The sequence below is a fragment of the Pseudomonas sp. RL_5y_Pfl2_73 genome, assembly GCF_963970515.1.
Taxonomy (GTDB): domain Bacteria; phylum Pseudomonadota; class Gammaproteobacteria; order Pseudomonadales; family Pseudomonadaceae; genus Aquipseudomonas.
The window spans coordinates 1-14,144 of record NZ_CAXAPD010000023.1; the positions used below are offsets into that span (position 1 = coordinate 1).

Consider the following 14,144-nt stretch of genomic DNA (forward strand, 5'->3'; position numbering starts at 1 on the left):
CCGGCATCGGCGAGACGATGTTCGTGCAGCCGCTGGAACAAGCCTGGCAGCGCGTGCTGCAACCGTCAGCGGCGGGCCTCAACAGCCAGTGGCAGCGCTCGATCGTCGCGCATTGGAACGCGGCCTTCACCGGTCGTTATCCGTTCGCCGCAACCGCCAGCGATGCTTCGTTGCCAATGCTGGGGCAGATGATCCGCGCCGACACGGGGCGCATCGAACGCTTCCTGCACCGCCAGTTGAGCGGCGTCTTGCGCAAGGAAGGCAATCGCTGGGTGGCCGATCCGCGCCATGGTCGCGGCTTGCGGGTCAATCCCAAGTTCCTCGCGGCAGTCAATCAACTGAGCGACCTGGCCGACGTGCTCTACACCGACGGCAACCTGGGCCTGAGTTTTGAGCTGAGCGGCAAAGGCGTGCGCGACGTCGTGCAGACCACCTTCATCCTCAACGGTGAAAAACACGAGTATTTCAACCAGAAGGAGCGCTGGCAGCGCTTCGGCTGGCCGGGGCGTAGCGACTACCCCGGCGTGAGCCTGACTTGGACCAGCGTTCACACCGGCGAGCGGCTGTTCGGCGATTACGCCGGCACCTGGGGGCTGATTCGCTTGCTCGAGCAAGCCACGTTCACGGCGCTGGACGATGGCGACAGCCGCTACCGCATGGTGCTCAAGGCCCCCGATGGGCTGGGTTTGACCTGGCACTTGCGCACCGAGCTGGACGCCGGGCCGATGGCGTTGCTCAGGCTACGAGGGTTTACGTTGCCGGGGCAGGTATTTCTCACCGAGGGTGGAGCAGCGGCGGGCTATGCGCGCAACGAGCGATTCGAATGAGCCTGCAGAGTTTGATCGCCCGTTGCCTGGGCGAGCGCGACCCACTGTCGATTGCCCGTGAACAAATGCCCCGTTGGCAACCCTGGCTACAGCCCATCAGCGATGCGTCTCCCGTGGGCGACGACCCTGGTTACGACGATGACTTCCAGCACATGCGCGAAGAAGTCGACAAGTTGTCCGGTGCCGATGCCGAACGGGTGATCCAACTGGCTGAAAAGCTACTGACCAAGGCCTGTAAGGATCTGCGCGTGGCCACTTATTACCTGTGGGCGCGTTTGCACAGGGACGGTGAGGCGGGGCTGGCCGATGGCCTGAGCCTGCTGGCGGCCTTGGTGGAGCGGTTCGCCGAGACGGTGCTGCCCGTACGGCCCAACAGTCGCAAGTTGGCGTTGCAGTGGCTGGCCGGTAGCAAGGTGCTGGATACCTTATCGCTGTATCCGGAGGTGGTGAAGGCCGAAGCCGAGCGCACCGTCGCGGCGTTGGTCTGGCTGGAGCAGGGCCTCGATTCATGGTCTCAAGATCAACGCCCGTGCCTGGGGCCTTTGTACGCCGCGCTCTCTGCCCGGCTGGCGCAGTCTGGAGGCATGGAGGCATTGGTCCCGCAGAACACGGCCAGCCAGGAATCGAATGGGACGTCGTCGGCCACAGTGATCAGGTCCGGTCGGGATCTGTTGGACACTGGCCGGGCCTTGGCCGGTTATTTACGCGATCAGCCTCAAGGGTGGTTGGCAGCCCATCGACTGATGAAGAGCCTGCGCTGGGACACGATACATCAAGCGCCACCCCAGGCTGCCGATGGCAACACCCGTTTGGCGCCGCCGCGCGCAGATCATCGGGCACAACTCAAGCGTTTGTATCTGCAACAAGGCTGGAGTGAGTTGCTCGATCAGGTGGAACGGATCTATGCCGAAGGCGTGAATCATTTCTGGTTGGACTTGCAGTGGTACGTGTACCAGGCGCTGAGCAAACAACCCGCGCCTCAGGATCGCTGGGCCGATATCACCCAGCGTGACCTGGGCATGCTCCTCGATCGGTTGCCGGGGCTGGAACTGTTGTGCTGGAGCGACGGGACGCCCTTGGCCGATGAGACCACCCGTGAATGGATCGCCCAGCACGTCATCGGCAATCGTCCTCAACAATGGTTGCCTGCTCCATCGCCCGCACCGAGCACCGTCGATGCCGACATTTTATCGCTGGAAGGCGAAGCCCTGGCGCAGGCCGACAGGGAAGGGGTAGAGCAAGCGTTGGCCTGGCTGGCGACGCGCCCGGACATACAGACCGGACGCCAACGCTGGCTGCTGCGCCTGTTGATGGCTCGGATGACCGAGCAGTTTGGCAAAACTGACTTGGCGATTCATCTGCTGGGGGAGCTGGATGCCACCGCGCAGCACCACGACCTGCACGCGTGGGAGCCCGAGTTGTATTTCGAGGTCAAGGCCCGGCTGCTCAAGTTGCTGCGCTTGAAAGCCCAGCGCAATGACGCCGATAAACCCGCCCTCGCTCGACGGATGGAGGGGTTGCTGGCGGCGCTGGTGGCCATCGATCCGGTACGTGCCGCAGTGCTTTGCGGTTGACACCTATTGATCAGGATTCTTTATGGACATGGACAATCTGACACTGCGCTATTTCGATGCCGAAATGCGTTACCTGCGTGAGGCCGGCAAGGAGTTCGCCGAGGCGTTTCCGGATCGGGCGGCGCAACTCAACCTGGATAAACCGGGAGCCCGGGACCCTTATGTCGAACGCCTGTTCGAGGGCTTTGCCTTCCTGATGGGGCGTCTGCGAGAAAAGCTCGACGATGATCTGCCGGAACTGACCGAAGGCTTGGTCAGCCTGCTGTGGCCACATTACTTGCGGACCATTCCGTCGTTGTCGATCGTCGAGTTGGTGCCCGATCTTGCGCAAATCAAGCGCAGCGAACGGATCGCCCAGGGGTTCGAGATATTGTCGCAACCCATAGGGCCGCAGCGTACCTGTTGCCGCTACACCACTACGCAAGACTTGACGCTGCAGCCGCTGGCGTTGACATCCGTGGAGCGGGACTATGAACCCGATGGTCGCTCGTTGCTGCGCCTGCGCTTTGCCCGTGCCGCGTCCATCGATTGGGCGCAGATCGACCTGAGCCGCTTGCCGCTGTACTTGAACGCCGATGCGCCGCTGGCCAGCGCGCTGCACCAAGCCCTGACCTTGAACCGGCAGGCGATGTATGTGCGCTTGGCCGGGCAGTCGGACCGCAAGCCAGTGGATGGGTATTTCGCGGCCAAGGGGTTTGCCGACGAGGATCGGCTGTGGCCCAAGGGCGACAGCGCCTTCAGCGGTTATCAGTTGCTGCTGGAGTACTTCACGTTCCGGGAAAAATTCATGTTCGTCACACTCTGTGGATTGGACCAGTTGTGCATTGACTCGGGCGTGCCCTGGTTTGAACTTGAAGTGGTGCTGCGTGAATCCTGGCCTCACACCTATGACCTGAGTGCCGAACATATCCGCCTGCACGCCGTGCCGGTGATCAATCTTTTCGTGCTGGAATCCGACCCGCTGGCGCTGGACATCTTGCAAACCGATTACCTGCTGCGACCCATGCGCTTGCAAGACGGCCATATGGAAATCTATTCGGTGGACCAGGTCACTGCATCGAAGGGCGTCGAGCGCCTGGATTACGTGCCTTTCACCAGCTTTCGCCACAAGGGCGGCATGTTGCGGGATGAGGCGCCAGAGCGCTATTTCCATACCCGCTTGAAACGGGCTGCCAACGGCTTGCATGACACTTGGCTGATCCTGGGGGGCGAGGGTTTCGACCAGGACCGCCTGGGCGTAAGTGAGTGCCTGTCATTACGTCTGACCGGCACTCACGGCCAGCTGCCACGCAAGGCATTGCAGAGCACTTTGCTCGATACGGCGGTGCAGTCCACCCAACTCGGTCTACGGGTGCGCAACCTCTGTGCACCGACGTTGCCGTGCTACCCGCCGAACCGTGACCGTTTTCACTGGCGCATCCTCAGCCACTTGGGCTCCAACTTCTTGCCGATGCTCGAAAGTGCCGAGGTATTGCGCGGAACGCTGGCGTTGTATGACTGGACGGGCAGCGAGTTGAATCGGCGTCGCCTGGCGGCGATCGTCGAGGTGAGCCATCACTTGGTCCAACGTTTCGAAAAAGGCTTCCTGCTGCGTGGCGTGGATATCGAAATCACCCTGGATGCCAATGGCTTTTCGGGGGAGGGCGACATCAATCTGTTCGGGGAGATGCTCAATCGCTTTTTTGCGCTCTACGCGGATATCCATTTGTTCACTCAGCTCACACTGATTCTTCAACCCACTGGAGCATGCCTGCGATGGAGCGAGAACCACAGTCAGCGTATTCCCGGTTAAACGCTGGCGGTTTGCTGGAAGCCCTTGAGGGGCGAGCGGCCGAGGCCAGCGTGTATCGATTTTGTCAGTTACTGGAACAGGCTTTACCCAGTTATCCGCTCTTGGGCAGCACTTCGCGCCCGACGGACGACCCGGTGCGCTTTCGACCCGACGCCGGCATGAGCTTTCCCGCCGGCGAACTGAAAGCGATCGAACTCGATAAGGAGAAACCACAGCGACCGGCGACGGTACGCACCCGCCTGCTGGGGTTGTACGGTGTCGACTCGCCCATGCCAACGGCTTTCCTGGATGACATTGCCCAGCGCCGGGAAGGGCATGAGGCGCTGGAAGCCTTCCTTGATATTTTCAATCATCGGATTTTTACCCAGTTCTACCGGATCTGGCGCAAGTATTCCTATCCGGCCACTTTCGAAACCGGTGGCAGCGATTCGACTTCGCAATGTCTGTTGGGGCTGATCGGACTGGGTATTCCCGGAACCGCCCGGCGCATAACGACGCCCATATCGCGTTTTCTTGCATTGCTCGGCGTCATGCGTCTGCCCACCCGCAACGCCGAGGGCATCGACGCGCTGGTCAAGTTGCTGGCGCCCAATACCCAAGCGCGGATTACCCCGCACTGGACACAGAGAATTGACTTGGCGCAACCGGCCAGTCTTTGCCCGAGTCGCCCGGTGAGTTTGTCCGAGGGGACGCCGCTAGGCGCTGTCGGTCAGGACGTTAACAGCCACCTGCACCTGACTCTGTTCACCAAACAGGAGCAGGAGGCCAATGATTGGTTGCCCGGCGGCGCACTGCACAGCGACTTGATTGTGCTGCTGGGGGTTTACCTGGGGTGGCGTTGCAACGTGATGCTGCAATTGACGCTTGCGGTGCGCAGCCTGCCGGCTCCGATATTGGGTCATGCCCCCATACGACTGGGCATGACCGGTGTCCTGGGCTTGGGTTCAGACGCCTGGCAGGCGGCAGAGCACGACACCCTCACGATCAATCTGGGCCGCTATCAAGGCCTTTCTACCAACCCACGGATCAGGGAAACACAGCATGTCACGTACCGTTTTTAACCTGTTGATACTGACGATGATCGCCGTACCGCTTGGCGGGTGTGGAGTGGCCCAGACCGTCAAGGAGGGCACCACGTCCACCGCCGAGGCGATTTTTTATAAACCGGTGAGAACCCTGTATCTGGATTTCAATGCTCGCACGACACTGAACACCGATGCGGCGGACATGAGCGCATTGTCGCTGCCGACCCTGGTGCGGGTGTACCAATTGCGCGATAGCAAAGCATTGGAGCGGGCAACCTACGACGGTCTGTTGAACGGTGACGATAGCCTGCTCGACAGCGCGTTGCTGGATAAACGAGCCGTGGTGGTGAAACCAGGGGCCGGGGCGCAGTTGACCGTGCCTATGGACAAGCAGGCCCGGGTTGTCGCTTTGGTGGCTCTGTTTCGCAGCCCTGATACCCGGTTGGACACTTGGCGCCTGATGCTGACACGCGATGACTTGGACCCGGACCGAGCACGAGTGATCGAGATGGGCGATAACCATCTGACCTTACGCCCCTTGCCAAAGGAATGAGCCATGACTGAACTCAACCCTTCGCTCTATGAAGTGCTGCTGCAAAATTTCGACGGTGAACTGGATTTGCATCGCGTCAGCGAGCAGGACCAACACACACTGTCGGTCCTGGACAATCTGCAACGCATCCTTAACTGCCGGGCGGGAACACTCAGTCATCTGCCAGATTACGGGTTGCCGGATATGGGGACGATCCTGCAAGGGTTGCCGGCGACCGCCCATACCTTGGTCGCAGCGATGACCGACACCTTGCTCAAATACGAACCACGGTTGATGGCACTTGCCATTGAGTTGTTGCCGCAGGCGCTGCCGGGGCATTTGGACTGTGCCCTGGACGTGCAATTAGAAGGGGGGCAACGGGTCACGTTCGGGACCACCCTGGGGTCGGAGGGCAAAGTCCTGGTCCGTCACCTCAAGCGGCAGCACTGCCTGTCGAAGCCGGGAATGGACAATGGAAAGGAAGCGCGATGAGCGCGTTGTTTGAAATGCATGTTCGCATCGGCGCAGATCCGCGCGGCTACGCTGAATTCGCCGCGTTGCGCGACGAGTTGGCCAAGCTGGGCCATCCTGCCTGTCCCGATGTGGATTGGCAAAAAGTCGAGCAGTTGTGTCTTGTGCTATTGCAATTGAACGGAGTGGAACTGCAAACCGTGAGTTTCTATGCGTTGGCTCGTAGTCAGCGTCACGGTTTGGATGGCATGGTCCAAGGGGTGAGATTGCTCAAGACCCTCAGCGGCCAATGGTCGAGTTTATGGCCGTCGTCGGTGTCAGTGCGCTTGGATATCCTCGGGTGGTTGTTTGCCCAACTTCACACGCTGCTGCGTAGCCTGGCATTGACAGCTTGCAACCTGCGCACATTGCTGGAGTTGGATCATGCACTGACATGCCTGAATGAACGCTTGGTCAGCCACACATCCATGCCGTTGATGACACTCCAGGCTTTGCAGCAGCAGGTCAAAAGTCTGATCCAGCGCTTGGAACGGATCGATTTTGGCGCCGAAACGGCGTTGCTGCCCATCAGACTATCGGAGCCGGCATTTGCGATGCCGATCAGGATCCTGCCGCCGCCGAACATGAAAACCGGCAAGAGGCGATTGATGCTGTGCCTTTACTCGGCGGCGCTTGTGCTTGCCCTGGCGGCTGGGTTTGCCTGGCGCGCTGGGTTATTGGAGGCGGAGAAAAAAGTGGTCTTGCCCGATCCCGTGCGCCTGGACAGCCTGTCACTGTTCGACGCCGGCAGTTCGGCGCTCAAGCCTGGCTCGACCGACGTGTTGGTCAAGGCGCTGATCGATATCAAGGCTCAACCAGGCTGGTTGATCATTGTCGCCGGACACACCGATGCAACTGGTTCGGTCGAACAGAACCTCCAACTGTCACATTCCCGCGCCTCAGCCGTGCGCGACTGGATGCAGCGCGTGGGAAGCATCCCCGTCGATTGTTTCGCTGTACAGAGCTTCGCCGACAGCCAGCCGATTGCCGACAACGATACCGAGGCTGGGCGAATGGCCAATCGGCGTGTCGATATTCGTCTGGTGCCGCAGGTGGGGGCTTGTGAGCGTACCCCCGCGGGTGTTGAGGACGCGCGTGCTTTGTGAGTTGAGTCAAGCCACTTCAGTTATGGGATTGGTCCGTTGGCCTGGGCCTGCTCGGCAATCAATTGCACCAGTATCCCCGCGGGTTCGGTGAGGCTTTGTCGAGGTCGATGGACGAGCCCGACATCACGGTGGAAGGTGTGCTCTGCGAGGTCGAGGGCGCGTATACCCTCAGGCCATTGGCGATGGCTCGCGGTTTGCGGTACCAGGGCCACACCGACGCCGTTTCCAACCAGCTTGATGATGGCCTCCAGTTCATCCAGCTCGCTGACTTCATGCAAGGCGAAGTGCATCTTGCGCAGGAAACGGTCCACCTGCCGGCCACCGAACGACGCCCGGTCATAACGAATGAAGGGTTGGCTGCCAAGCAGTTCGGCCCAGTCTTCTCCGGGGAGCGTGCTCGGAACGATCAGCCGATACGGCTCCAGCGCCAGGGTCATCCAGCGCAGATCGCTTTGCAGCGAGAAAGGCGGGCGGATGATGGCGGCCATGTCGATTTCGCCGGCATCCACCTGGTTGATCAACTCCATCGACACGCCAGGCAGCACCCGCGTGCGGCACTGCGGACATTGTTGGTGAAACCTGGCGAGCGCGTCTGGCAGGAAGGAGCGCTGCACCGAAGCGATAGCGCCAATGTTCACCAGCACGCTGGGGGCAAGCCCGGCAGGGCTCGCGCCAAGATTGTCGTAAAGGCGCAACAACTCTTGCGCTTGCAAGAGTATTTGATGGCCCATCCGATTGAGGTGGGCCGTGCGTCCCTTGCGGTCGAAAATCTCGAAGCCAAGCTCGGCCTCCAGACGCTGGATCTGTGCGCTGACCGCCGCCTGGGTGAGGCCGATTTTATGGCCTGCGGCAGCGAAAGTACCTTCCCGTGCTACGGCGATAAGAGTCTTGAGTTCTTTTATCATTCACAAATATTAATTGTGTTACTGAGAGAAATATATTGTTTTTCTTGTTTGGAACCGAGCCTTACGATGGCCCGGTCCTTATAAAAAGCAACAGGAGCCGTGATGAGCCTTTCCCCATTCCACCTCGCAATCCCTGTTTATGACCTTCCAGGCGCCCGGGCCTTTTATGGCGAAGTGTTTGGGTTGCAAGAGGGGCGTTCCAGTGCCCACTGGGTCGATTTCAACTTCTATGGCCACCAGTTGGTTATCCATGAACAGCCAAAGACCGCTTCCCAAGAGAGCGTGCACGGCAACCTGGTCGATGGGCACGACGTGCCGGTGCCTCACTTCGGCATCATTCTGGGTTGGCAGGAGTGGGAAGCGCTGGCCGAGCGGCTGAAATCCTTTGGCACCGAGTTCGTGATCGAGCCTTACGTACGTTTCAAGGGGCAGGTGGGGGAGCAGGCCACGATGTTTCTGTTCGATCCTTGCGGTAATGCGCTGGAGTTCAAGGCGTTCAAGGAGAAGAGCCAGATTTTTGCCAAATAGAAGGAAGGGGCGTGCCGACAGCTTGATAGTGGCTGGCTTGTGACGCTATTGCTTAATGGTCACAAGTTGTCAACGATCTTCAGGATGCGTAAGCTGCCTCCATGAACCAGCCCTCAATACCTTCGCCCAGCACCCGCGGCCCCGCCGATCACGACATTCGAAACCAGATTGTCGCGGCGGCCAACGAGCATTTCAGTCAATACGGTTATGGCAAGACCACGGTGTCCGACCTGGCCAAGGCCATCGGGTTCTCCAAGGCCTACATCTACAAGTTCTTCGACTCCAAGCAGGCGATTGGCGAGGCCATCTGTAGCCAGTGCCTGGCAGAAATCGTCGCGGCGGTGGAGCAGGCCATTAGTGAAGACGGGCTTTCAGCGACGGAGCGTTTTCGCCGCCTGGTCAAGGCCCTGATCACCACAGGCGTTAACCTGTTTTTCAATGACCGCAAGCTCTATGACATTGCGGCGTTTTCCGCGTCGGAGCAATGGCCCAGTTCGCAAGTCTATAACGCACGGATCAAGAGCTTCGTGTTGCAAATCGTGCGCGAGGGACGGGAACTGGGCGAGTTCGAACGCAAGACGCCACTGGACGAAACCGTAGATGCGATCCATCTGGCGCTGCGGCCTTTCGTCAATCCGTTGCTGCTGCAGTACAGCCTGGATTACGTCGAGGTTGCCCCCACGCTCACCTGCAACCTGATCTTGCGCAGCCTCATGCCTTAAGCTGTGGCTGAAGATTGCACCCAGGCCATTGCAGGCGCTTTACCCATCCGATTCGCCTCCCGCTCCAGCGGCGGATAGTCGCCTTTATTTATCCAGTTTGTGACTATTGACACAAATGGTCACATGAATAAATATGGCGTATCTGCTCTTAGCCTGGGGCGTCGGTATGACGAGCTTTGCCAAACTGCTGCAGCAATTCGATCCAGACGCCCCCTTTGTTTCTCCGCCCAACTGGCAGCAAGGTCGTACCATCTTTGGCGGGCTTTCGGCAGCGTTGTCGGTGCAGGCGGTCTTGCGGGAACGTCCGGCGGACTTCCCTCCGTTCAAGTCCGCCCAGGATTGCTCCGGCTTGCGCCTATAACTTCGAGATGCGTCCTGCGGGTGGTTCGCTGCCGGTGTCCGGTGCCGAAAGTCCCGAATTATTGATGTGGGTACGCCATCTGGATGCCCAGGGCGTGGATCCGGCCGTTGCCCTGATTGCACTGGCTGACAGTTTGCCGCCGGCCGCCATGACCTGTTTCACCGAACCCGCCGCTATCAGCTCCGCGTCCTGGATGATTGACCTACCGCAGCCGGCCGCTGCCGGCGAATGGTTTCTTGTCAGCTCTTTCAGCCAGCAGGCGCTGGAAGGGTACTCGCTACAGGACATGGAAATATGGGACGAAAGCGGCCGCCGCGTGCTTTGGGCGCGCCAGACAGTGGCGATTTTTACCTAATACAAACAACCCAGGCTGCAACCCCCCATAGTTCCAATTCAAGAGTCCCAATAATGAAAAAAATAATACTCAAGGCCCCCGTAGGCCTCGTCGTTGCGTTCGCCACTTCTCATGTGCTTGCAAGCGGTTTTGCCCTCAATGAACAGAGCATCAGCGGGATGGGATCGGGGTTTGCCGGTCGCTCGTCCTCGGCCGAGGACGCGAGCACCGTCTTCGGTAACCCCGCGGGCATGTCTCGCCTCAAATCAGAGCAGGTCAGCCTGGGGGCGGCGACGCTCTTCGCGAAGAATGACATCAGCCAGACTCGCAGTACCTTTGGCGGCCAGGAAGACGGCGACGTCGTGCCCACGACCACTGTGCCCATGGGTTACTACGTCAAGCCCATCGATGAACATTGGGCGTTCGGCGTGGGTTTCTATGTGCCGTTCGGCCTGATTACCGATTACGGCAGCGACTTTGCCGGGCGCTACTACGGCAACAAAAGCGAAGTCACGACGCTCACGTTCCAGCCCACCATCAGCTATGCCTTCAATGACAGGGTTTCGATCGGATTCGGCCCGACGGTCAACCGTATCAGTGGCGAGATAACCGGCACAGTGCCCAACCCACTGAGCCCGGGTCGCAATGATGGAAAACTCAAAAGCAACGGCGACGATACGGCCCTTGGTTTCAATGCTGGTGTTCTGGTGCAGGCGACAGATCGGACCCGTGTGGGGTTGACCTACCATTCCAAGGTCAGCTACCACCTGGATGCCAAGACCAAGGTCAGCAACGGCATCTTCAGTGTGATAGGGCTTAGCGGGCGCAGCTATGATGCTTCACTGGATGTGGACACCCCGGAGTCCGTGGACATCTCGCTGACTCACCAGCTCGCCAATGACTGGACCTTGTACGCGGGCAGCACCTGGACACGCTGGAGTCGCTTCAAGGAACTGACCATTGAGAACACGGGCTTGCCACCTTTATTGAGCGGCGCGCTGCGCACCATCACCGAAGAGCAGAATTGGCACGATACGTGGGCACACGCCATTGGCACGTCGTATCAGTTGAACAACCAGTGGGTGCTGCGCGCAGGCTTCTCGGTCGACCAGTCGCCCGCCAACAACACCAACCGTGGGCCACGCATTCCTACCGGCGACCGAAAAATCGTCAGCTTCGGCGCTGGTTGGACGCCAGTGGATAACGTCACGATCGACGTCGCTTATTCCTATCTGTGGGAGGAGAGCGTACGGGTCAACGAAACCTCGCCGACCAGAGGTGCCTACAGCTCCAAGTACAGGAACAGCGCGAGCGGCCTGGGTACCTCCGTTAGCTATCGCTTCTGATCGATCACCGCTCTAAAGGTCGGGGGGCGCGCGTGCATTGTCCCCCGACCTTCAGAATGCCGTTTCCCAGGGTAAAAGCAGCCCTGCTCAAACGCCCATGATGCGTGCCATGAGGCCTTGATGAAACCAGCGTGGCGTGGCCCAGGTCAGGACAGTGATTGCCTTGTTGCCAAGCCCCGGAACGACACTCATGCGTCCGGCTTGCAGTGCTCGGATTCCTGCGCGCACCACAGGCTGGGGTTGCATCATCACCATTTTCAAAGCCGGTGTGAGCTTTTGTCTGGCGCTCTCTGCAAACCCGGTGTCCGACATGCCCGGGCAAAGGGCTGTCACGGCAATGCCTTCGTTTTTGAGTTCGCGATGAAGGGCTTCGGAGAAGCGAAGTACGTAGGCTTTTGCGGCAGAGTAAACGGCTAAGTTCTTTACGCCCTGGAAGGACAGCAGGCTTGCGACCATAAGGATCTGTCCACGTTGGCGGATTCGCATGTCAGTTGCGAAGAGATGGGTCAGGGCCGTCACACTGGCAATATCCAGGGCGATCATCGCCAGCGATTGGTCCAGGGACTGAGTCAGGAAAGGTCCCTGCAAGCCATGGCCGGCATTGTTGATGAGCACATCGATCAGGATATTGCGCTCGCTCAGTCGCGCGTGCAGATCGATGATCGCGGGGATTGAGGACAGGTCGACTTGCTCGACGAGCACATCAATGTGGAAGCGCTCGCGCAACTGCGCCGACAGCGCCTCGAGTCTATCCAGCCTGCGCGCTACCAGGACGAGCGATTTTCCCTGTGCAGCGTATTGCCGGGCAAACTCTTCGCCAAATCCGCTTGAGGCGCCAGTGATGAGCACCCAGGAGCGTTCGTTCGGTTTCATGTCGTTGTTCTCTGGTTGTGAGCTGAAGGAGAGGGGGCGCAAGTGTTGGGTTATCTGGTCAGCTCAGCGAATTGCCACTGTCTGGGCCTCAGGAGGCTGCCAGCCACCACCGAGCGCCCTGAATGCCGCCACCGCCGCCCGTGCCGATTCCGTGCGCGCTTGCGCCCGTGCATCGCAGACCTGCAGCAGCGTCGCGTCGGCATTCAGAACATCGATCAGGCTGGCCGTGCCTTTCTGATAGGCAATGAATGACGATTGGCGGGCCTGCGTCAGCGAGGTTTCGCCCTGGGTGAGGGTGCTCGCCTGGGATTCTCGATTCACCAGCGCGGAGAAGGCATTCTCGACGTCCTCGGTGGCCCGCAATACGGACTGACGGTAGGTCGCCAGCGCTTCGGCTTCCTGCCCCTTGGCCTGATCGATTTGCGCATTGATGCGGCCAAAGTCGAAGAGTCTCCAGCGCAGGCCCAGTGCGCCGGCCGCCTGGCTGGCATCGCCAGTGAAGAGGTTGCCGCCGGAAACCGCTGTGGCACTGCCCAGTAACGCACTGAGGGAAAATTTCGGGTAGTACTCAGCGACGGCCTCGCCGATACGCGCATTGGAGGCGGCAAGACGGCGCTCGGCCACGATCAGGTCTGGTCGGCGGTGCAGCAGATCGGCGGGGGTTCCCATAGTCGTTATCTGTGGCGCCAGAGGGATGCTTCGTCCGTTTGCCAGTTGCGTGCGATGGGTACCGGGCGGCGTGCCAAGCATGACATCCAGCGCATTCATGGCGGCATCCAGGCCGGTCTGCAGCACGGGCACCGTCGCCTGGACCTGCGACAGGGTGCCTTCGACCTGTTGAACCTGATAGCTGGCCGCAACGCCCTTGCTGTAGAGCAGTTGGGCTTTCTCCAACAGATCCTGCTGTGTCTTGACTTGTTGATTGGCGATGTCCAGCCGTACCTGCAACCCGCGGGCGGTGATGTAGAGATCGGCGGTCTGCGCGGCGACGACCAGTCGTGTGGCCGCGACGCCAGCCTCAGACGCCTGGTATTGGGCCAATGCGGCCTCGCGTCCACGGCGCAGGCTGGCGAAGAGGTCGATTTCCCAGCTGGCCCCCACGTTAAGTTCGTAGGCGTTGCCGTACCGATCGTATCCAGGCGTCGAGTTCAGCACTTGGCCAAGGGGTGTTTCCACGGATTGGTATGAGCGCGCGGCCTGCCCGCTGATGTTTCCAGAGGGCAATAACGCGGCATTTGCAGCCCCCAGGCCTGCCCGTGCCTGGGTGACGCGGGCCGAAGCCTGGGCCAGGTCCAGGTTCTGCTCAAGTGCCTGGGCAATCAGGTCGCTGAGCACTGGATCAGCAAAGCCTTCCCACCACGCGACGAGGCTGGCCGATGTCGCTGCGGACCTCTGCTCGACAGACGCCTGGCCCAGGTAACGATGCGCCAGCGCAGCGTCCGGACGCTGGTAGTCCGGACCGACCGTGCAACCTGTCATCAAGCTGAAGCTCACCAGCAAAGCAGCGGGGTGGAGGGGCGACATTGAGATTCCTGGAGCCGTGGATGGGTTGTGACTATATTATATTGTGGTCACAATCTGTCAATAAGCACTCATAGGATTTAGTCGCGTGGTTACCTATAAATCGGCAAGTATTGCTGGGATGAGTGCTCCGTGATGAGTTGTGACGATTGACAGTAATGGTCACTAGATTGAGAATGAGGCTCCTG

At 59.8% G+C, this 14,144-nt stretch carries 15 protein-coding genes; 12 read left to right on the top strand and 3 right to left on the bottom strand.

The window, feature by feature from the left end:
• The 7 genes from AACY42_RS20655 to AACY42_RS20685 all read left to right on the top strand — a co-directional run.
• The coding region (locus AACY42_RS20655; RefSeq protein ID WP_339481973.1) for a type VI secretion IcmF C-terminal domain-containing protein at nt 1–827 on the top strand (827 nt) is incomplete at its 5' end.
• Nucleotides 824–2,401 (top strand): type VI secretion system protein TssA, encoded by a 1,578-nt coding sequence (gene tssA, locus AACY42_RS20660; RefSeq protein WP_339481974.1) that lies wholly within the window; start codon nt 824–826, stop codon nt 2,399–2,401. The genes AACY42_RS20655 and tssA, both read left to right, overlap by 4 nt.
• 22 nt (nt 2,402–2,423) lie before the next feature.
• Nucleotides 2,424–4,193 (top strand): type VI secretion system baseplate subunit TssF, encoded by a 1,770-nt coding sequence (tssF, locus tag AACY42_RS20665; RefSeq protein WP_339481975.1) that lies wholly within the window; start codon nt 2,424–2,426, stop codon nt 4,191–4,193.
• Entirely contained in the window at nt 4,157–5,254 is a 1,098-nt protein-coding gene (gene tssG / locus AACY42_RS20670) for a type VI secretion system baseplate subunit TssG (protein WP_339481976.1), read from the top strand. The genes tssF and tssG overlap by 37 nt, the downstream gene beginning before the upstream one ends.
• Nucleotides 5,235–5,771 (top strand): type VI secretion system lipoprotein TssJ, encoded by a 537-nt coding sequence (tssJ, locus tag AACY42_RS20675; protein WP_339481977.1) that lies wholly within the window; start codon nt 5,235–5,237, stop codon nt 5,769–5,771. Before tssG ends, tssJ begins: the two co-directional genes overlap by 20 nt.
• Before the next feature lie 3 nt (nt 5,772–5,774).
• Nucleotides 5,775–6,242: a type VI secretion system baseplate subunit TssE gene (tssE, locus tag AACY42_RS20680; protein WP_339481979.1), complete on the top strand. Its 468-nt coding sequence runs from the start codon at nt 5,775–5,777 to the stop codon at nt 6,240–6,242.
• Nucleotides 6,239–7,366: an OmpA family protein gene (locus AACY42_RS20685; RefSeq protein ID WP_339481980.1), complete on the top strand. Its 1,128-nt coding sequence runs from the start codon at nt 6,239–6,241 to the stop codon at nt 7,364–7,366. Before tssE ends, AACY42_RS20685 begins: the two co-directional genes overlap by 4 nt.
• A 20-nt stretch (nt 7,367–7,386) precedes the next feature.
• Here AACY42_RS20685 and AACY42_RS20690 read toward each other — a convergent pair whose 3' ends face one another.
• On the bottom strand, nt 7,387–8,271 hold the full coding sequence (locus AACY42_RS20690; protein WP_339481982.1) for a LysR substrate-binding domain-containing protein: 885 nt from the start codon (nt 8,269–8,271) through the stop codon (nt 7,387–7,389).
• A 102-nt stretch (nt 8,272–8,373) separates the two neighbouring features.
• On the opposite strand from AACY42_RS20690, the gene AACY42_RS20695 reads away from it, so the two are divergent.
• The 5 genes from AACY42_RS20695 (at nt 8,374) to AACY42_RS20715 (ending at nt 11,562) form a co-directional block, all read left to right on the top strand.
• Nucleotides 8,374–8,799 (top strand): VOC family protein, encoded by a 426-nt coding sequence (locus tag AACY42_RS20695; RefSeq protein ID WP_339481983.1) that lies wholly within the window; start codon nt 8,374–8,376, stop codon nt 8,797–8,799.
• 101 nt (nt 8,800–8,900) lie between these two features.
• Nucleotides 8,901–9,521: a TetR/AcrR family transcriptional regulator gene (locus AACY42_RS20700; RefSeq protein WP_003202289.1), complete on the top strand. Its 621-nt coding sequence runs from the start codon at nt 8,901–8,903 to the stop codon at nt 9,519–9,521.
• Nucleotides 9,522–9,687: 166 nt separating this feature from the next.
• Entirely contained in the window at nt 9,688–9,882 is a 195-nt protein-coding gene (locus AACY42_RS20705) for a hypothetical protein (protein ID WP_339481985.1), read from the top strand.
• A 34-nt stretch (nt 9,883–9,916) separates the two neighbouring features.
• On the top strand, nt 9,917–10,237 hold the full coding sequence (locus AACY42_RS20710) for a hypothetical protein (RefSeq protein WP_339481987.1): 321 nt from the start codon (nt 9,917–9,919) through the stop codon (nt 10,235–10,237).
• 53 nt (nt 10,238–10,290) lie between these two features.
• Nucleotides 10,291–11,562 carry an OmpP1/FadL family transporter gene (locus AACY42_RS20715; protein ID WP_339481988.1) on the top strand — a complete coding sequence of 424 codons (1,272 nt, stop codon included), beginning with the start codon at nt 10,291–10,293 and terminating at the stop codon, nt 11,560–11,562.
• An 87-nt stretch (nt 11,563–11,649) separates the two neighbouring features.
• On the opposite strand, the gene AACY42_RS20720 is transcribed toward AACY42_RS20715, so the two are convergent.
• Complete coding sequence (locus AACY42_RS20720; protein WP_339481989.1) at nt 11,650–12,435, bottom strand: SDR family NAD(P)-dependent oxidoreductase; 786 nt, start codon at nt 12,433–12,435, stop codon at nt 11,650–11,652.
• Between the two features lie 63 nt (nt 12,436–12,498).
• Nucleotides 12,499–13,959: a TolC family protein gene (locus AACY42_RS20725; protein WP_339481990.1), complete on the bottom strand. Its 1,461-nt coding sequence runs from the start codon at nt 13,957–13,959 to the stop codon at nt 12,499–12,501.
• Nucleotides 13,960–14,144 lie beyond the last annotated feature (185 nt).